This window comes from Streptomyces sp. NPDC059874, assembly GCF_042731135.1.
Lineage (GTDB): Bacteria > Actinomycetota > Actinomycetes > Streptomycetales > Streptomycetaceae > Streptomyces.
The window spans coordinates 87773-105171 of record NZ_JBHWJY010000024.1; the positions used below are offsets into that span (position 1 = coordinate 87773).

Consider the following 17399-nt stretch of genomic DNA (forward strand, 5'->3'; position numbering starts at 1 on the left):
CGACCCCCGGGCTACCGCTCGGCCGCCACGAGGCGTTCGTACGTCGCCAGGACGGTACGGGACTGGTGTTCCACCTGGGTGGCCACCGGGACCCAGCGGGCCCCGAAGCGGGCCGAGAACTCCTCGCACCACCCCGTGACGAGCCGGTCCAGCCCGGGCGCCGCCGGATGGCCCTGCGCGCGCAGCACCCGCAGCAGCATCGCGGCCGCGCGCAGCGACAGGCGCCGCCCGAAGGCGTCGATGCTGGCGATGTACGCGGCCGTGGCCTCCGAGGGGGCGCCGGCGCCGGTCCACTCGACGGCGATCCGGGGGATCAGGGAGAGGGTCCAGTCCACGGCGCGCAGCAAGGGCGCGGCGGCGCGGTGCGGGCCGGGTTCCGCCGCCTCCCTCACCCGGGCGACGAGCGCGGCGTCCGTGGTGAGCCGGCCGGCCAGCATCCGCAGGGCGCCGCGCGGGTCGGGGTGCGGGGCGGGATCGCCCACCAGGTCGGAGGCCCACATGGGGACTTCGACGATGGCGGTGGTGCCGGCGTACCGGTGGGCGTGGTACCAGGTGCTGAGCCGGGTGTCCTCCGGGTGGAAGGCCCCGGCGGCCTCGCTCCCCGGCTCCGGGATGACGAAGATCCCGGGCCCGGGGGAGGGCCAGCCGGCGGCGTCCGAGGCCCCGTTCTCCACCGGGATGCGCAGCTCGGCGGCCGATTTGCCGAAGGGCTCGGCGAGGCCGGGTATGTCCCTGGTGAGCTGCACCCAGGAACCCCCGAGGTCCGTCGCGTGCAGGGAGACCTGGAGGACGGGGCGGAGCTCGTCGATGAGCGCGGTCAGGGCGAGGGTCTCGGGCGGCAGCCGGTCCGGGGGCAGTAAAGACGGCGCCCACTCGGGCTGTTCGGGCCCGGGGGGCCGGTAGAAGCTGCGGTGGTAGTCGAGCAGCGAGTAGGGGCGGGGCGTGAGGTGCAGGTCGGCTCCGTCGGGGTCGGCGCAGAGCAGGAAGTGCCAGCCGCAGCCGGCCCGGTGCGCGGGGTCGTGGAGCAGCCGCCGGGCCAGGGCCAGGGCGGTGGCCCCGCCGACGGGCTCGTTGGCGTGCGCTCCGGCGACGACGAGCACGTTGCGGCCGGAGCCCCGGCCGCCGGTCGGCGCGAGGGACAGCACCCAGAGGGGCTGCCCGGCCCGGGACGTACCGGCCTGACGGAGCCGGGCGTCGGCGGGGTGCTCGTCCGCGAGGGCGCGGGCGGTCAGGGCGAGTTCGTGCGGTGTGGGGTAGCGGGTGTCGCGGAGGAGGGTCACAAGTGATGCCATGCCCGCAGGGGCGGCCGGCTACTGCTCCCCGGGCCCCGAAGTTCCCCGGGCCCCCCGGGAACCCCCTGGCCAAGCCCCCGGGCTCCGCCGGCCGCGCCGCCGCTGGGCGAGGCTGAAGGTGCCGCTGCGCGGCCCCCTGGGCTCCGCCCAGACCCGCGCCTCAAACGCCGGCGAGGCTGGATTTGGCTGCCGCCGTCCGCCTGGCGAGGCTGGAATTGGCTGACGCCAGGCGAAATCCAGCCCCGCCGGCGTTTGAGGCGCGGGGTACGGGGTGGAGCCCCGGGGCTTTGAGCCGCGCATCCAGCCTCGTCGGCGATTGAGGCGCGGGGTGCCGGGTGGAGCCCCGGGGCTTTGAGCCGCGCATCCAGCCTCGCCGGCGATTGAGGCGTGGGGCCCAGGGGGTGGCTACTCGGCGCGGATCAGGGCCGCGACCGGCTGGGTGGCCAGCAGCGCGGAGAGCGGCGCCTCGGCCTCGTACGGCGGGGACGGCGCGCCGGGCGCCAACGGGACCCACCGGCCCGGCGGCAGCGGCACGGCGGTGTCGCGCCAGCCCCCCGCCCCCGCCAGCCGGTGCGAGAGTCGGGTGGCCACCGCGACGAGGCGGTCGGAGCGGGCGAAGGCCAGGCAGTGTTCCGCCGCCGGGCCCCGGGCGGACAGGGGACGGTAGCCGGTGAAGAGCTCCGGGCGGTCCCGGCGCAGCCGCAGCAGGGCGGCCGTCAGGGCAAGCTTCTCCTCGGCGGGGCCGTCCGGGGCGGACCCGCCGTCGAGCCGGGCCAGCGCGTCGCGGGGGAAGACGGCCGGACGCCTGTTGTCGGGGTCGACCAGCGCCCGGTACTCGGTCTCCGCGCCCTGGTAGACCTCCGGGACCCCCGGCATCGTCAGGTGCAGCAGCGTCATGCCCAGCAGATTGGCGCGGGCCGCCTCCGCCAGCTCCGGCGGGAGGTCGAGGGCGGCCGGGGCGTACCCGGGGACGGCCGCCTCGTAGGGTTCGTCCCGCTCGGTCCAACTGGTGTGCAGCGCGGCCTCCCGGACCGCCTTGAGCAGGGCCCCTGCCAGCCGGGGCGCGGCATCGGGGACCGGGCCGAGGCCCAGCGCGGTCTGCCGGGCCACCCACGACAGCTGGGCGTCGGGGCCGCCCCCGAGGGGGCCCACCGCGTCCGGGGCCTGGGACAGCGCCGAGATCCGGGCGCGGACGTCCGCGCTGCGCTTGGTGTCGTGCGTGGACAGCACCGTCCCCGAGCGCGGCCAGTCCCGCTCCAGTTCGGCGCAGTACGCGTGGAACTCCGCCGCCGGCACCGCCGGCCGGCCCGGATCCCCGCCGACCTCGGTCGCCGACAGCAGTGGCGCGTACCGGTAGAAGGCCCGGTCCTCAAGGGACTTGGCGCGCAGGGCCGCCGAGGTCTGGGCGAAGCGGGCCGCGAAGGCGGGGTCCCGCAGGAGCAGCTCCCGTACGCCGTCCGCCGCGCCCGCGCCCACCCGCGCGGCGGCCCGCTCAAGGGCCTCCGGCGCGGGCTCCGGGTCCCCGGGGTACGGCCGGTAGACGGGGTAGGCGATGAGCAACTCCCGTACGGCATCGGCCAGCTCGGGCCCGGCCCGGCGCTCCAGCGCGGCCAGCTCGGCGGCCAGGTCGCCGGTCAGCACCTCCCGCGCGCACGCCTCGGCCGTCCGATCCCACGGCGGGGCTCCGGTCAACTGCACGTACCTCTCGGCGAGTTCGGTCGCGCCGCCCGGGTCGGTGAACACCCCGTCCACCCGGTGCAGCGCGTCGTACCCGGTGGTCCCCGCCACCGGCCACCCGGAAGGCAGCCGCTCCTCGCGGGCGAGGATCTTCTCCACCACCACCCAACAGCCCTCGCCCACCGCCGCCCGCAGTCGCCGAAGGTAACCCTCCGGGTCCGCCAGGCCGTCCACGTGGTCGATCCGCAGCCCCTCCACGACCCCGTCCCGGACCAGCTCCAGCACCTTCGCGTGGGTGGCCGCGAACACCTCCGGGTCCTCCACCCGGACCCCGATCAGTTCCGAAATGGTGAAGAAGCGGCGGTAGTTGAGCGAGGTGCGGGCCTCCCGCCACCAGGCCGGCCGGTACCACTGCGCCGCCAACAGCTCGGCCGGATCCAGCCCCGCGGTCCCCTCCCGCAGGGGGAACTCCTGCTCCCCGTAGCGCAGCACCTCCCCGTCGGCCTTCAGCTCGCAGGACTCCACCGGCCCGGCGAGCACCGGCAGCAGCACCTGCCCGCCGCCCGCCTCCCAGTCGATGTCGAACCAGCGTGCGTACGGGGAGTGCGGGCCCTCCCGCAGCACCTCCCACAGGGGCCGGTTCAGCCGCAGCGGCGTCGGCAGCGCCATGTGGTTCGGGACGATGTCGAGCACGAGGCCGAGCCCGTGCGCGCGGGCGGCCGCGCCCAGCGAGCGCAGTCCGGCCTCGCCGCCCAGCTCGGCCCGAACCCGGGAGTGGTCGGTGACGTCGTACCCGTGCGCGGAGCCGGGCACGGCCTCCAGTACGGGGGACAGGTGCAGGTGTGACACGCCGAGCGAGGCGAGGTGAGGCACGGCTTCCTCGGCCGCCGCGAAGGGGAACTCCGGCCGCAACTGGAGCCGATAGGTCGAGGTGGGTGACATGGGAGCGACAGCTGGCGGAATGCCAGATTCCGATTGAGTGTCCGACTGCGGCTGGGTCATGAGAACGTACGTACCCACCCTGCGGGATTCCGTGCCATTACCCAATGCATACGGGTGATTGCGCCGGGTTATCGTCGATCAAGTGGTCGGAACCGTCAACACCTATCGTAAAGTCATCGCCCTGACCGGGCCCCTCCTTCCGTTCGTCTCCTTCTTCGCCCGGCTGCCCGTCGCGATGTCCCAGTTCGGGAGCGTCCTGCTGGTCGCGGAGACCAGCGGCTCCCTCGCCACCGCCGGCATCGTCGGGGGCACCCTCTCGGCCGGCCAGGTGGTCTTCGGGCCGCTCCTGGGCCGGCTCTCCGACCGCCACGGACAGCGGCCCGTCGTGCTCGGCGCCGCCGCCGTCAACGCCGTCGCCACCGCCGCGCTCGTCGCCGGCGCGCTCGGCGGACTCGACGCCGTCCCGCTCGCCGCGATCGGCGCCGTCACCGGCGCCTCCGTACCGCTGATCGGGCCGCTCGCCCGGACCCGCTCCGTGGCCCTCGCGCACCGCGCCAAGGCCGACGAGAGCGTCATCGGAGCCGTCCACTCCCTCGAAGGGGCCATGGACGAGGTCTCGTTCGTCATCGGCCCCGCCCTCGTCGGGCTGGCCGCCCTCGCCGCCCATCCCGCCGTCGCCCTCGGCGGCGCGGCCGCCCTGGTCGCCGTCTTCGGCACCGCCTTCGCACTGCACCCGACCGCCGCCGTCACGGCCGCGGCGCCCCCGCCCGAACGCCCGAAGGGGGTGCGGCGCACCCGACCGGCCGGCGTGGTGTATTCCGTGCGCGGCTCGCTCTTGCTGCAGGGCGCCATGTTCGGCGGGCTCCAGGCCGGGATCGCCTCGCTCACCGAGGAGTTGGGGGCGCCCGGCCAGGCTGGGATCGTGTACGCCGCCAACGGCGTGGTCAGCGCCGCGGTGGGGCTCTCCCTGGGCGCGCTGCCCGCCCGCTTCGGGCTCCGGCTGCGCTGGCGCGTGGCCACGGCCGCCGCCCTGCTGCTCGCCGTGCCGCTGCTGTTCACCGGCAGCCTGTGGGGCCTGTACCTGATCGTGACCCTCCTCGGCGCGGCCGTCGCACCCCACCTGATCACCGCGTTCGCGCTCACCGAGCGGCACGTGGAGCCGTCCCGGCTCGCCGAGTCGATGGCCTTCGCGGCCAGCTCGCTGGTGGCCGGGCAGGCGCTCGCCCTGGCCCTGTCGGGCCGGATGGCCGAATGGTACGGACCCTCCGGTGCCTTCGCGGTGGCCGTGGGGGCGCCCGCGCTCGCCCTGGTGCTTTCCCTGTGCACCAGGGTGCCCGCCGGCCGTACCCAGACCGTGGCCGCCTTCGTCCCGGACCTTCGGGCCGCAGCGCCCCAGCCGGGTGAGTCGGGCGGGCCGGGCGAGGTGCCGCGCGCCGACACCGCCGGCGGCTACGCCGGCCGCTGAAGCACCACCAGACTCCGACCGGTCAGTGTCACCCGGTTCCCGGCCGCGTACTGCGGCCCGGTACCGGGTGGCAGCACCTGCTCCCGGGCGGTGTCCACCACCAGACGCCACTGATCGCCGTGCCCGGCCGGCAGGGTGAACTCCTGCGGGTCGGCGCCACAGTTGAACATCAGCAGGAACGAGTCGTCGGTGATCCGCTCGCCGCGCGTGCCCGGCTCGGAGATGGCTTCCCCGTTGAGGAACACGGTCAGTGCGCGGGTGCTCTGCGCCTGCCAGTCACGGGCCCGCATCACCTCGCCGTGCGCGGTGAACCACGCGATGTCCGACAGCTCGTCGTGCGTCCCCTCCACCGGCCGCCCGTGGAAGAACCGCCGTCGCCGGAACACCGGGTGGTCGCGGCGCAGCCACACCATCTGCCGGGTGAACTCCAGTAGCCCGGGCGCCGGTTTGCCCGGCACCGGCCAGTCCACCCAGGACAGCTCGTTGTCCTGGCAGTACGCGTTGTTGTTGCCGCCCTGGGTACGGGCGAACTCGTCACCGTGGCTGAGCATCGGCACGCCCTGCGACAGCATCAGCGTGGCGATGAAGTTGCGCATCTGCCGCTCGCGCAGCTCCAGCACTTCCGGGTCCTCGGTGGGCCCCTCCACCCCGCAGTTCCAGGACCGGTTGTGGGTCTCCCCGTCCCGGTTGCCCTCCCGATTGGCCTCGTTGTGCTTCTCGTTGTACGAGACCAGGTCGTGCAGGGTGAAACCGTCGTGGCAGGTGGTGAAGTTGATGGAGGCCAGCGGGCGCCGCCCGTCGTCCTGGTAGAGGTCCGAGGAGCCGGTCAGCCGGCCGGCGAACTCCGCGAGCGTGCGCGGCTGGCCGCGCCACAAGTCCCGTACGGTGTCCCGGTACTTGCCGTTCCACTCGGTCCACAGCGGCGGGAAGTTGCCCACCTGGTAGCCGCCCTCGCCCAGGTCCCAGGGCTCCGCGATCAGCTTCACCTGGCTGACCACCGGATCCTGCTGGACCAGGTCGAAGAACGAGGACAGCCGGTCCACCTCGTGGAACTGGCGGGCCAGCGTGGCCGCCAGGTCGAAACGGAAGCCGTCCACGTGCATCTCGGTGACCCAGTAGCGCAGCGAGTCCATGATCAGCTGGAGCACGTGCGGGGAGCGCATGAGCAGCGAGTTCCCGGTGCCCGTGGTGTCCATGTAGTGCCGCGGATCATCCGTCAGCCGATAGTAAGAGGCGTTGTCCAGCCCGCGGAAGGACAGCGTCGGGCCCAGGTGGTTCCCCTCGGCGGTGTGGTTGTAGACCACGTCCAGGATCACCTCGATCCCGGCCTCGTGCAGGGCCCGGACCGCCGACTTGAACTCCAGCACCTGCTGGCCGCGGTCGCCCGAGGCGTAGCCGTTGTGCGGGGCGAAGAAGCCGATGGTGTTGTAGCCCCAGTAGTTGCTCAGTCCGTCGTCGACCAGTCGGTGGTCGTTGACGAACTGGTGCACCGGCATCAGCTCCAGCGCCGTCACGCCGAGCTTGGCGAGGTGCCCGATGACCGCCGGATGGGCGAGCGCCCCGTAGGTGCCGCGCAGCTCCTCCGGCAGATCGGGGTGCCGCATGGTCAGACCCTTGACGTGGGCCTCGTACAACACCGTGTGGTGGTACTCGTGACGCGGCGGCCGGTCGTTGGCCCAGTCGAAGTACGGGTTCACCACGACCGAGCTCATGGTGTGCGGGGCGGAGTCCAGGTCGTTGCGCGAATCGGGCCGGCCGAAGTGGTAGCCGTAGACCTGCTCGCCCCAGTCGACACTGCCGCTGATCGCACGCGCGTACGGATCCAGGAGCAGCTTCGCCGCGTTGCAGCGCATGCCGCGCTCCGGCTCGTACGGACCGTGCACGCGGAACCCGTACCGCTGGCCGGGCATCACGCCCGGCAGGTACGCGTGCCGCACGAAGGCGTCCGTCTCGCGCAGTTCCACGGCCGTCTCCGAGCCGTCGTCGTGCAGGAGGCACAGCTCGATGCGGCGGGCGGCCTCGGAGTAGACCGCGAAATTGGTGCCGGCGCCGTCGTAGGTGGCGCCGAGCGGATACGCCTGTCCAGGCCAGACTTGCATGGATAACGACTCTTCCCGTCCTGGTGCGGCTGATCCGGCGTGGACCACGTCACTGCCAGATCTTCCCCGAAACAGGTGGCCCACGCGGGGACTTGGCGGGGGTCCTACCGGGTGACCCGCAGACCTGATATGCGGGTCAATGGACTGTGTGCGCATCGGATAATGGGTCAACGGACAGCCGGTGTACGGGCCATCGGGCTGCATCGGGCCGCGCGCGCGGAGTACCCTTCCGTGATCACTGGAGACGGGCGTCCAGACGCAGAAGGCGGTGCACGGGTGAGCTCGGGAGGTCTGGAGCTGCCCCCTGGTGACAGCGGTCACGAGGGTGGCCCGGCGGACGCCGTGGGCGCGGCCCCCGGCGGTGCGGCGGCCGCGGCGGTGTCCCTGGCCCCGCAGGCGGCCGGGAGCGCCCGGGCCGGCGCCGAGCTGGACTGGGGCGCGGAGGCCTGGAGCGAGGTCCGTACGCGGGCCCAGCGCGCGGGCCGTGCGTACATCTGGCTGAATCTGATCGAACAGCGGCTGCGGTCGGTGGTCGGGGCGGTGCTGCGGCCGATCTACGAGCCGGTGCACGGCGAGGACGACTGGGTGGTCGCCGCCGCGGGGCCCGCCGGGCAGGAGTGGGTGCAGCGGGCCGTGGCCGTGCGCGAGGTCAGCCGGCGCAAGGGCTACCTGCTCGACCCGGCCGACGACAACGTGCTGAGCTTCCTGACGCTGCCGCAGCTGCGGGAGCTGATGGTCCAGCACTGGCCGTGCTTCGAGCCGTACTTCGACGACCGGCGCGAGATCGAGCTGGCCCTAGACGAGCTGGAGGTCACCCGCAATGTGGTCTCCCGCAACCGAGCCCTGTCGCGGGCCGTGCTGGAGCAGGCGGAACGGGCCTCCGCGCGGCTGCTGGAGGTACTGGGCGGCGGCGCGGGCTCGCCGGGGGCGGACCGGCTGCCGATCGACGCCGTCGAGGACCTGGTGGGCGACCGGTACGCCGACGTCATCTCCGTCCACCCCGACCGGGTGCGGCTCCAGCGGCAGCTCCCGGCGGAGGACCTCTTCGGGGGCGCGCGGCGGCTCGACGCCATCGGCATAGGCCTCAACCTGCTGGTCCAGAACTTCTCCGGCCGAAGACTCGTCCGTCTCACGGAGGCAGGCTGCCGGGTGCGGCTGCTCTTCCTGAACCCGGCGAGCAGCGCGGTCAAGCGGCGCGAGCGGGAGCTGGGGCTGCGCAAGGGCGAGCTGAGCCGCTCGGTGGAGATGAACATCCTGCACGTGCGCCGGGTGCGGGCGGGCCTGCGCGACCCCTCGCGCTTCGAGATCCACGTCTTCGACGAAACCCCCCGCTTCACGGCCTACCTGGTGGAGGGCCAGTCCTCGGGCATCGCGGTGGTCCAGTCGTACCTGCGCCGCGCGCGCGGGATGGAGGCCCCGGTGCTGGTCCTGCGCGGCGGCGGCCGGGGCGTCCCGAAAGACGCGGAGCACGGGCTGTTCACGACGTACCGGGAGGAGTTCGAAGCGGTGTGGGAGGACTCCCGGCCGGTGTCGTGACCCACGGGACGCGTCCGGCGTCCCGAGCCGCGGCCCGGGACCCGGCGGACGGCTTGTCAGTGGCCCGTGGCAGGCTGAAAGCCGTTGATCGAAGGCGTACGGGGGAGGGGCACGACATGGGGGGCTCGGGAATGAGCTGGGTCAGCGGGCCGATGGTGGCCTTCGACCTGGAGACCACGGGGACCGACATCGAGACCGACCGCATCGTCACGGCCGCGGTCGTGACGATGGAGCCGGACGGGCGGGTGTCGCGCGAGCGGACCTGGCTGCTCGATCCGGGGGTGCCCATTCCGGAGCAGGCCTCGGCGATCCACGGGATCTCCACGGAGCACGCCCGGGCGAACGGAGAACCGGCCGCCCCCGCGGTCGAGGAGATAACGGGGGCGCTCGCGCAGGGGTTGCTCGCCGGCACGCCGCTGGTGGTGATGAACGCCCGCTACGACCTGTCCCTCCTGGACCGCGAGTGCCGCCGGCACGGCATCGAACCGCTGGCCCAGCGGCTTTCGGGCCGACCCGCACCGGTCATCGACCCGCTGGTGCTGGACAAGCACGCCGACCGGTACCGCAAGGGCAGGCGGACCCTCCAGGCCCTGTGCGAGCACTACGGCGTCACCCTCGACGCCGCGCACAACGCGGTCGCGGACGCGCTGGCCGCGGCCCACGCGGCACGGCGGATGGGGGCCCGGCACACCGCCATAGGCTCGGTCGCGCTGGCGGACCTGCACGACCTCCAGGTCCGTGCGGCGGCCGAGCAGGCGGCCTCCCTGCAGAGCTACCTGCGGCGCACCTCGGATCCCGAGGCGGTCGTGGAGAGGGCCTGGCCCGTGGTTCCGTACCGGGTCTGACCCCGCTACCGCAGCAGCCAGTTCTTCGTCAGGTCCATGACCTCGGCGCGGCTGCGGTCGCCGTGGTCGGCGGCCACGACGTAGCTGCCGAGGCGCACCGAGAAGGTGAGCATGCAGCGGACCTCGACGTCGTCCGGGTCGGGGCAGAACTCGCCGAACAGGGAACGCAGGTAGTCCATGCGCCGGTTGTCGACGCGGCGCAGCCGCTCGGCGACGGCCTCCTCGCGCCGGGCCCAGTCGCGCATCGCGAGGTCGAGGGGCACGCCCGTCGTCGGCCCGTCCTCGTACGAGGCGACGAGGGTGAAGAGTCGGTCGAGCCGGGCCCTGGCGTCTCCGCCGCCGCTCTCGACCTGCTCGATCACCGCCTCGGCGGCCGCGCGTTCCCAGGTGTCGAGCATCTCGTCGAGCAGCGCGTCCCGGTTGCGGAAGTACCCGTAGAAGCCGCCCTTGCTGACGCCGAGCGCCTGCGCCAGGGCCTCGATCCGGACGGCCGCGGGGCCACCGGCGGCGAGCGCCCGCAGCCCCTCCTCGATCCACTTGCCGCGTGGTGTGCGGGTCACGCCCACGATGTGTCTCCTCTCACGTTCCCTTCGTCTATACGGTCCCGTATAGATCGGTGCTAGCCTTCTTCTATACGGCATCGTATAGATAGGGGCTTGCTCGTGAGACTCCCGATAACCGCGCACACCTCCCGCCCCTGGCGGATCCACGAGATCGCCGGCGACTTCCACGTCGAGGACGTCTGGGAGCTGCCGACCCCAGGCGGCCCCGACGACCTGGCACTGCTCGTGGACCAGTTCGCGAACGGCGAGGGGGACCCCGTCCCCTCCCTCCTCGGGCGCGCGCTCTTCGCGCTCCGCTGGAAGCTCGGCGCCCTCTTCGGCTGGGACAAGCCCGCCGACGGCCTTGGTGGCCGCGTGCCGACGCTGCGCGACCGGCTGCCGGCGGACCTCCGCGAGGGCCCCACCGGGCCGGACCTCGCGTCGGTTCCGTTCACCTCCGTCTACCTGACGCACGACGAGTGGGCGGCGGAGACGGCCAACAAGACGATGCACGGGGTGATGCACATCAGCTGGGTCCCGGACGGGACCGGCGGCTACCGCGGACAGATGGCCGTCCTGGTGAAACCGAACGGGCGGCTCGGCTCCCTGTACATGCTCGGCATCAAGCCCTTCCGCTACCTCGGCGTGTATCCGGCGCTGATCCGGAGCATCGGACGCCAATGGCGGGAGGGCGCCTCCGCGAGGAGGGCCGGCGCAGCCTAGTGCTGTGACCGGAAAGGTTCACCGGGCAAACCTTTCCGGCCACCGCACTAGGGGGTGCGGGGGTCGCTGTACTCGATGTGGATCACCCGGGCGCTGTCGTCGCCGTGGCGCAGCTGCGCGCAGTAGTGGCGGTCGCCCGCGGGGCCCGGGCCGGGGCCGTTCGCGGCGACGTCGTGGAAGAGGCCGGCGGTCTCCCGGAACGCCTTCGCGCTGCCCGTCACGAACAACGTCTCGGCGTGGACGTGCTGGTGGAACAGGTCGCGGTTCTCCGCGTGGTGCAGGGCCGCGTGGTCGATCTCCGGCTGCGCGGTGGAGACCGTGACGCTCCGGCGTCGGCCCGCACCGAGCCGCCCCCGCAGCTCCTTCCAGCGCGAGGGCGCGAACTGCAGCGAGTGGTGCAGCAAGACCAGGTCGAGCCGGCGGGCCCCGGGTTCCGGGGAGGCGCCGCCGTGGCGCAGTGGCACGTGGATCAGGGTGCGGGGTGACGAGGCGGCCAGGCTCCACAGGCCGCCCATCAGCCGCGCCGCGCCCTGATCCACGTACGCGTTGAGGAAGCGGTCGTCGTCGACGAGTCGTGCGCGCTCCGGCGGGCGGGCCGGGCGGATCACCGTGTACTCCTGCGGGCCGAGCCGGGTCCGGTGGACGGTGACGGGGAAGTGCATGGGCCCTTGATATCCGGGGCTCAGAAGGAGTGCCAGCGGGTTTCCCGGTCCCCGTCCCGCAAGGAGGCCACCCGGCGGCGGAATTCGGTCAGTGCCTTCGGGTTGGACGGGGCGTGCTGGGAGACCCAGGCGCAGCCGGCCGTCTCCCGGGCGCCGCGCAGGACCGCGCAGCCCTCCCAGTCGCGGACGTCCCAACCGTACGCCGCCACGAACGCCTCGTACGCCTCGGCGGGCAGGCCGTACCGGTCGCGCTGGAGGGCCATCACCACCAGGTCGTGTTCGCGCAGATCGGCCGACACCGTCTCCAGGTCGACCAGGACCGGGCCGTCCGGGCCCACGTGGACGTTGCGGGGCAGGGCATCGCCGTGGACGATCCCCCGGGGCAGGTGCGGGGTCAGGGCCGAGACCTCGTCCGCGTAGGCGTCGCGCCGCGCCCGCAGGTACGCCGCGTCCGCCGGGTCAATGGCTCCGCCGGCCAGCCGCAGCCAGCGTTCGACCCCGCCCAGCAGGTCCCGCGCGGGCAGTTCGAACGGGGCCGCGGGCAGGGCGTGGATCCGCCGCAGCAGCGGCGCCAGGTCCTCGGGGCCGGCCGGCCGGACCGCGTCCGGGAGCCGGTGCCACAGGGTCAGCGGGTGCCCGTCCACCAGCCGCGGTTTCGGCTCGGCCGCCCGGACCGCCGGGACCCCGCACTCCGCGAACCAGCCCGCCACCGCGAGCTCCCGCTCGGCGCGCTCAAGCAGGGCCGCCTCCCGGCCCACCTTCACGACCAGGTCGCCGACCGCGAAGACGGCGTTCTCGCCGAAGGAGAGCAGCGCGGCGCCGCCACCGCTGCCGTCACGGGCCAGGCCCGCGGCTGCCAGTACGTCCCTGGCGTGCGCCTCGTCCATGTGGGTCTCCGCATCCCGATCGTCGTGAATGCGCCAAGTCTCCCATCCGGGTCGGCAGGCCGGCCGAATTCAACTTGCACGAGACGTCTCGTCTCGTTACGGTCGTGGCATGACCTCAGCCAAGCCCGCGCACATCGCCATGTTCTCGATCGCCGCCCACGGGCACGTGAACCCGAGCATCGAGGTGATCCGGGAACTCGTCGCCCGGGGCCACCGCGTCAGCTACGCCATCCCCGCCTCCTTCGCCGAGAAGATCGCGGAGACCGGCGCCACGCCCGTGATCTACACCTCCACCCTGCCCACCGACGACGATCCCGAGGCCTGGGGCACCGAACTCATCGACAACCTGGAGCCCTTCCTGGACGACGCGATCCAGGTCCTCCCACAACTCGCCGACGCCTTCGCGGGCGACGAGCCAAACCTGGTCATCCACGACATCACCTCCTACCCGGCGCCCGTCCTCGCCCACCGCTGGGGCGTTCCCGCCGTCTCCCTCTCCCCGAACCTCGTCGCATGGGAGGGCTACGACGAGGAAGTGGCCGAACCGATGTTCGCCGGGCTGAAGGCCTCCGAGCGCGGACGGGCGTACTACGCCCGGTTCGCCGCCTGGCTCACCGAGAACGGCCTCGACGGTCGGATCGAACGCCTGCAGAGCCGCCCGCGCCGCAGCCTCGTCCTGATACCCGAGGCACTCCAGCCCCACGCCGACCGCGTCGACCGGTCCGTGCACACCTTCGTCGGCGCCTGCCAGGGCGACCGCTCGGCCACGCAGGGGAGTTGGGAGCGGCCCGGCGCCGCAGCGGGCAAGAAGGTGCTGCTGGTCTCGCTCGGCTCCGCCTTCACCAAGCAGCCGGCCTTCTACCGCGCCTGCGTGGAAGCCTTCGGCGACCTCCCCGACTGGCACGTCGTCCTGCAGATCGGCAAGTTCACCGACGAGGCCGACCTGGGGGTGATCCCCGCCAACGTCGAGGTGCACCGCTGGGTTCCCCAACTGGACATCCTGCGCCAGGCCGACGCCTTCATCACCCACGCGGGGGCCGGCGGCAGCCAGGAGGGCCTCGCCACCGCCACCCCGATGGTCGCCGTCCCACAGGCCGTCGACCAGTTCGGCAACGCCGACATGCTCGTCGCCCTCGGCGTGGCCCGGCACGTCCCCATGGAACAGGCGGACGCGGCCACGCTCCGGGAGGCCGTCCTCGGACTGCTCGCCGACCCGGCGGTCGCCGTCCGCGCCGAAGCCGTCCGCGCGGGCATGGCCGCCGAGGGCGGCACCCGGCAAGCCGCCGACCTCATCGAAGCCGAGCTGTCGCACGGCGAACCGTCATAGGCGCGGCCTACGCTGCCCTCATGGTGAAGAAATACGCGGTGCTGCTGCGCGGCATCAATGTCGGCGGAATGAAGAAGGTCCCGATGGCCGAGCTGCGCTCCGTACTGGAGGGGCTCGGCCACGAGGACGTGCAGACGTACCTGCAGAGCGGGAACGCCGTATTCAGCAGCGCGAAGAAGCAACCGGCCGCGCTCGCCCGGGAACTGGAGAAGGCCATCGAGGCCCACTTCGGTTTCGCGGTGGCGTGCCTGGTGATGGACGGCGACTACCTGCGCGCCGTCGCCGACGCCTGTCCCTTCCCGGCCGCCGAACTGGAGGGCAAGCAGCTCCACGCCACGTTCCTCTCCGAACAGCCCGGCACGGACCGCTTCGCCGCGATCGACGAGGCCGCGTACCTCCCGGAGGAGTACCGGATCGGCGACCGCGTCATCTACCTCTACGCACCGAACGGCCTGGGCCGCTCCGAACTGGGCGCGGCCCTGCACAAACCCTCGCTCCTCAAGGGCATCGACGCCACCACCCGCAACTGGAACACCGTCGTCAAGCTCGTCGAACTGACCGGAGCCTGACCGGAACCCGCCCCGGGGCCGGGCCCGCTCGCTTCTAATGGAACGGGCAACGGGCAACGGGCAAGTCAACGGGGGACGGGGGCGCGTGATGAGTGAGATCCTGCCCGCGGCGGAGGAAACGCCGTCGACCGGAGGCACGGGACGGACCCGCCGGATGGCGGAGGTGGCCGCCGTGGTGTCGGCCGCCACCGCCGTCGCGGCCCTGATCTTCGGGCTCGCGGGCAAGGACGTCAGCCCGGCGCGCCATGCCGGCGCCCCCGGCGGAACACCCGGCACGTCCCTGCCGCCCGCCGAGACCCCGTCGGCCGGCCCCACGGCGACGGCGACGCCCGCACCCCCGGCCACCACCGGGTCCGCGCCGCCCACGACCCCGCCGCCGCTACCCGAGGGCTGGCATTCGGTCACGGCCGCGGCGCTCACCGCCTCCCTCGCCCTGCCCGACGGCTGGAAGGTCAAGGACGACGACGCCCTGCACGTCAACTGGATCTCGCCCGACGGCCGCTACGTGATCGGCATCAAGCGCGACGGCACCCACGGCAGCACCCCCCAGGCGGCCTCGATCGGCCAGCTCGCCTGGTACCGCAACAGCGCGGAGTCCAAGATGCTGGACCTCACCGCCGCCTCCCGCACCCTGGACCAGGGCGGCCGGCCCGCCGTCCGACTCGACCTGGACTTCCGCTGGGAGGGCGAGAGCGCGCCCTCCCAGCGCATCGAGCTCTTCGTCGCGGGCGCGGGCGGCCAGGTCTACCAACTGCTGGCCGAGGACAAGCACCCGGACAAGACCTCGGCCCTGACCGAGCTCTTCGATACCGCCCGTGCCCACCTGCTGATCGACAGGCTCTAAAGCGCGTCCAACAGCTCCAACTCGCGCGGCGACAGGCGGATCGTCGCCGCGTCCAGGTTCTCCGCCAGATGTGAGGGGGAACCGGTGCCCGGCGTCGGGCACAGCACGGGCGAGTGGTGCAGCAGCCACGCCAGGGCGACCTGGCCCGGACCCGCCCCGTGGGCCGCGGCCACGGAGGTGAGGGCCGCCGCACTCTCCCGGGTCAGGGCCCCGCTGCCCAGCGGGTAGTAGGGGAGGAAGGCGATCCCGTTCGCCTCGCACAGCGCGAGGACCTCCGCCGAGGTGCGGTCCAGCAGGTTGTACGCGTTCTGCACGGACGCGATCGGGGCCGACTCCAACGCCAGGCGCAGCTGCTCCGCGGTGACGGTGTCCAGGCCGATGTGCCGGATCTTGCCCTCCGCCCGCAACTCGGCCAGCGTGCCCAACTGTTCGGCCATCGGCACGGCCGGGTCGAAGCGGTGCAGCTGGTACAGGTCGATGCGTTCCAGACGCAGCCGCCGCAGGCTCGCCTCGCACTGCTGCCGCAACCGCTCCGGGCTGCCCGCCACGTGCCACTGGTCGGGCCCGGTGCGCACCACGCCGCCCTTGGTGGCGACGACCAGTTGCTCCCCGTACGGGTGGAGGGCCTCGGCGATCAGTTCCTCGGCCAGGTCGGGGCCGTAGTTGTCGGCGGTGTCGATGAGGGTGACCCCGCGCTCGACCGCCGTGCGCAGCAGCTCCCGAGCCTCACCGCGCCCGGCCCGTGGCCCCCAGTAGCCGGGGCCCACCAGGCCGCCCGTACCGAAACCGAGCCGCCGGACCGGAAGATCGCCGCCGAGTACGAATATCTCGTTCGCCATGCCCCGACCGTAACCCACGGGGCGGGATGTGCCAGGCTCCTCACATGCGTTACATCATCATCGGCGCGGGCGCGGTCGGCGCCACCATCGGCGGACGGCTCGCGGAGGCGGGCGGCGAGGTGGTCCTCGTCGCGCGCGGCGCCCACGCGGAGGCCCTGCGGAGCGACGGGCTGCGGCTCACCACGGCCGACGGGGAGCGGGTGCACCGGCTGCGGGTGGTCACGGGCCCGGCCGAGCTCGGCGAACTGCGGCCCGACGACGTGCTGTTGCTGACCGTGAAGACCCAGGACGCGATCGCCGCCCTCGACGCGTGGGGCGACGCGGAGGTCTCGGGCGGCGGCACGGCCGCGCAACGGCTGCCGGTGCTGTGCGCGCAGAACGGCGTGGAGAGCGAACGCCTGGCCCTACGGCGCTTCGCGCGCGTGTACGGGGTGTGCGTCTGGCTGCCCTCGACCTTCCTGGAGCCGGGGGTCGTCTCGGCCCTGTGCGCGCCGCTGACGGGCATCCTGCACCTCGGCCCGGCCGCGGGCGGCCCCGCCGACCGGCTGACCCGGGCGGTCGCGGCCGACCTCGACAAGGCGGGCTTCGAGGCGCCGGTGGTCGAGGACGTGATGCGGTGGAAGTACGCGAAGCTGCTGGGCAACCTCGGCAACGCGATCCAGGCGACGACCGGTCCGGAGCCGGACCCGGCCAAGGCCGCGCTGCTGCTGCGGGCCATCCGGGAGGGCAAGGCGGCCTTCGAGGCGGCGGGGATCGCGTACGCCTCGGAGACGGAGCAGGCGGCGGCGCGCGACGGCAAGGTGAACCAGCCGGCCGGGGTTCGGGGCGGGTCGTCCTGGCAGAGCCTGGCGCGGGGGACGGGGTCGGTGGAGGCGGACTATCTCAACGGGGAGATCTCGCTGCTGGGCCGGCTGCACGGGGTGCCGACCCCGGTGAACGACGTGCTGCGGCATGCGGCCAACATCTTCGCCCGTGAGTCGCTCCCGCCGGGTGCGATGTCCATCGCGGACCTGACCGCCTTGGCGGACGAAGCCGCGGCCCGCGCGTAGCCGCTGCCGGTGCCGGTGCCGCGCCGCTGTCGGGGGCTCCGCCCCCGAACCCCCGCGGGGGCAAAACCCGGGGGGGGGGGGTTTTAGGCCCCCCCGCGGGT

14 protein-coding genes and 1 pseudogene are annotated in these 17399 nt (G+C 73.4%); 8 read left to right on the plus strand and 7 right to left on the minus strand.

The window, feature by feature from the left end:
- Window positions 1-11 precede the first annotated feature (11 nt).
- Window positions 12-1280, minus strand: coding sequence for a M14 family zinc carboxypeptidase (locus tag ACFV9H_RS16450; protein WP_385398321.1), 1269 nt, complete (start codon window positions 1278-1280; stop codon window positions 12-14).
- A gap of 417 nt (window positions 1281-1697) precedes the next feature.
- Window positions 1698-3911 carry a malto-oligosyltrehalose synthase gene (treY, locus tag ACFV9H_RS16455; protein WP_385398289.1) on the minus strand — a complete coding sequence of 738 codons (2214 nt, stop codon included), beginning with the start codon at window positions 3909-3911 and terminating at the stop codon, window positions 1698-1700.
- A 142-nt stretch (window positions 3912-4053) separates the two neighbouring features.
- On the opposite strand from treY, the gene ACFV9H_RS16460 reads away from it, so the two are divergent.
- Window positions 4054-5376, plus strand: a complete 1323-nt coding sequence (locus ACFV9H_RS16460; RefSeq protein ID WP_385398291.1) for an MFS transporter — start codon at window positions 4054-4056, stop codon at window positions 5374-5376.
- On the opposite strand, the gene glgX is transcribed toward ACFV9H_RS16460, so the two are convergent.
- Window positions 5361-7475 carry a glycogen debranching protein GlgX gene (gene glgX, locus ACFV9H_RS16465; protein ID WP_385398293.1) on the minus strand — a complete coding sequence of 705 codons (2115 nt, stop codon included), beginning with the start codon at window positions 7473-7475 and terminating at the stop codon, window positions 5361-5363. The two genes, ACFV9H_RS16460 and glgX, sit on opposite strands and share 16 nt — an antisense overlap.
- Before the next feature lie 276 nt (window positions 7476-7751).
- On the opposite strand from glgX, the gene ACFV9H_RS16470 reads away from it, so the two are divergent.
- Together ACFV9H_RS16470 and ACFV9H_RS16475 are read left to right on the plus strand one after the other, a co-directional pair.
- Window positions 7752-9011 (plus strand): SAV2148 family HEPN domain-containing protein, encoded by a 1260-nt coding sequence (locus ACFV9H_RS16470; protein ID WP_385398295.1) that lies wholly within the window; start codon window positions 7752-7754, stop codon window positions 9009-9011.
- 131 nt (window positions 9012-9142) lie between these two features.
- Window positions 9143-9856: a 3'-5' exonuclease gene (locus ACFV9H_RS16475; RefSeq protein ID WP_385398323.1), complete on the plus strand. Its 714-nt coding sequence runs from the start codon at window positions 9143-9145 to the stop codon at window positions 9854-9856.
- Between the two features lie 5 nt (window positions 9857-9861).
- On the opposite strand, the gene ACFV9H_RS16480 is transcribed toward ACFV9H_RS16475, so the two are convergent.
- Window positions 9862-10422 carry a TetR/AcrR family transcriptional regulator gene (locus tag ACFV9H_RS16480; RefSeq protein ID WP_385398297.1) on the minus strand — a complete coding sequence of 187 codons (561 nt, stop codon included), beginning with the start codon at window positions 10420-10422 and terminating at the stop codon, window positions 9862-9864.
- A 96-nt stretch (window positions 10423-10518) separates the two neighbouring features.
- On the opposite strand from ACFV9H_RS16480, the gene ACFV9H_RS16485 reads away from it, so the two are divergent.
- Entirely contained in the window at window positions 10519-11121 is a 603-nt protein-coding gene (locus tag ACFV9H_RS16485; RefSeq protein ID WP_385398299.1) for a DUF2867 domain-containing protein, read from the plus strand.
- Between the two features lie 47 nt (window positions 11122-11168).
- Here ACFV9H_RS16485 and ACFV9H_RS16490 read toward each other — a convergent pair whose 3' ends face one another.
- Together ACFV9H_RS16490 and ACFV9H_RS16495 are read right to left on the minus strand one after the other, a co-directional pair.
- On the minus strand, window positions 11169-11783 hold the full coding sequence (locus tag ACFV9H_RS16490; RefSeq protein WP_385398301.1) for a hypothetical protein: 615 nt from the start codon (window positions 11781-11783) through the stop codon (window positions 11169-11171).
- Between the two features lie 20 nt (window positions 11784-11803).
- Window positions 11804-12670 (minus strand): phosphotransferase enzyme family protein, encoded by an 867-nt coding sequence (locus ACFV9H_RS16495; RefSeq protein WP_385398303.1) that lies wholly within the window; start codon window positions 12668-12670, stop codon window positions 11804-11806.
- Between the two features lie 74 nt (window positions 12671-12744).
- On the opposite strand from ACFV9H_RS16495, the pseudogene mgt reads away from it, so the two are divergent.
- The 3 genes and pseudogenes from mgt (at window position 12745) to ACFV9H_RS16510 (ending at window position 15410) form a co-directional block, all read left to right on the plus strand.
- Window positions 12745-13997, plus strand: a pseudogene (gene mgt / locus ACFV9H_RS16500) (macrolide-inactivating glycosyltransferase).
- Between the two features lie 20 nt (window positions 13998-14017).
- Entirely contained in the window at window positions 14018-14566 is a 549-nt protein-coding gene (locus ACFV9H_RS16505; protein ID WP_385398305.1) for a DUF1697 domain-containing protein, read from the plus strand.
- Between the two features lie 88 nt (window positions 14567-14654).
- Window positions 14655-15410 carry a hypothetical protein gene (locus tag ACFV9H_RS16510; RefSeq protein WP_385398307.1) on the plus strand — a complete coding sequence of 252 codons (756 nt, stop codon included), beginning with the start codon at window positions 14655-14657 and terminating at the stop codon, window positions 15408-15410.
- On the opposite strand, the gene ACFV9H_RS16515 is transcribed toward ACFV9H_RS16510, so the two are convergent.
- A complete protein-coding gene (locus ACFV9H_RS16515; RefSeq protein ID WP_385398309.1) occupies window positions 15407-16249 on the minus strand; it encodes an aldo/keto reductase in 843 nt (280 codons plus the stop codon). The genes ACFV9H_RS16510 and ACFV9H_RS16515 overlap by 4 nt on opposite strands.
- Before the next feature lie 44 nt (window positions 16250-16293).
- On the opposite strand from ACFV9H_RS16515, the gene ACFV9H_RS16520 reads away from it, so the two are divergent.
- Window positions 16294-17298 carry a ketopantoate reductase family protein gene (locus tag ACFV9H_RS16520; protein ID WP_385398311.1) on the plus strand — a complete coding sequence of 335 codons (1005 nt, stop codon included), beginning with the start codon at window positions 16294-16296 and terminating at the stop codon, window positions 17296-17298.
- Window positions 17299-17399: the final 101 nt, after the last annotated feature.

Bases quoted from the DNA above. Each gene is read 5' to 3' on its own strand.
- treY (WP_385398289.1), bottom strand. From the start codon at position 3,911: ATGTCACCCACCTCGACCTATCGGCTCCAGTTGCGGCCGGAGTTCCCC.
- glgX (WP_385398293.1), bottom strand. From the start codon at position 7,475: ATGCAAGTCTGGCCTGGACAGGCGTATCCGCTCGGCGCCACCTACGAC.
- ACFV9H_RS16475 (WP_385398323.1), top strand. From the start codon at position 9,143: ATGAGCTGGGTCAGCGGGCCGATGGTGGCCTTCGACCTGGAGACCACG.
- ACFV9H_RS16490 (WP_385398301.1), bottom strand. From the start codon at position 11,783: ATGCACTTCCCCGTCACCGTCCACCGGACCCGGCTCGGCCCGCAGGAG.
- ACFV9H_RS16495 (WP_385398303.1), bottom strand. From the start codon at position 12,670: ATGGACGAGGCGCACGCCAGGGACGTACTGGCAGCCGCGGGCCTGGCC.
- ACFV9H_RS16505 (WP_385398305.1), top strand. From the start codon at position 14,018: ATGGTGAAGAAATACGCGGTGCTGCTGCGCGGCATCAATGTCGGCGGA.
- ACFV9H_RS16510 (WP_385398307.1), top strand. From the start codon at position 14,655: ATGAGTGAGATCCTGCCCGCGGCGGAGGAAACGCCGTCGACCGGAGGC.
- ACFV9H_RS16515 (WP_385398309.1), bottom strand. From the start codon at position 16,249: ATGGCGAACGAGATATTCGTACTCGGCGGCGATCTTCCGGTCCGGCGG.
- ACFV9H_RS16520 (WP_385398311.1), top strand. From the start codon at position 16,294: ATGCGTTACATCATCATCGGCGCGGGCGCGGTCGGCGCCACCATCGGC.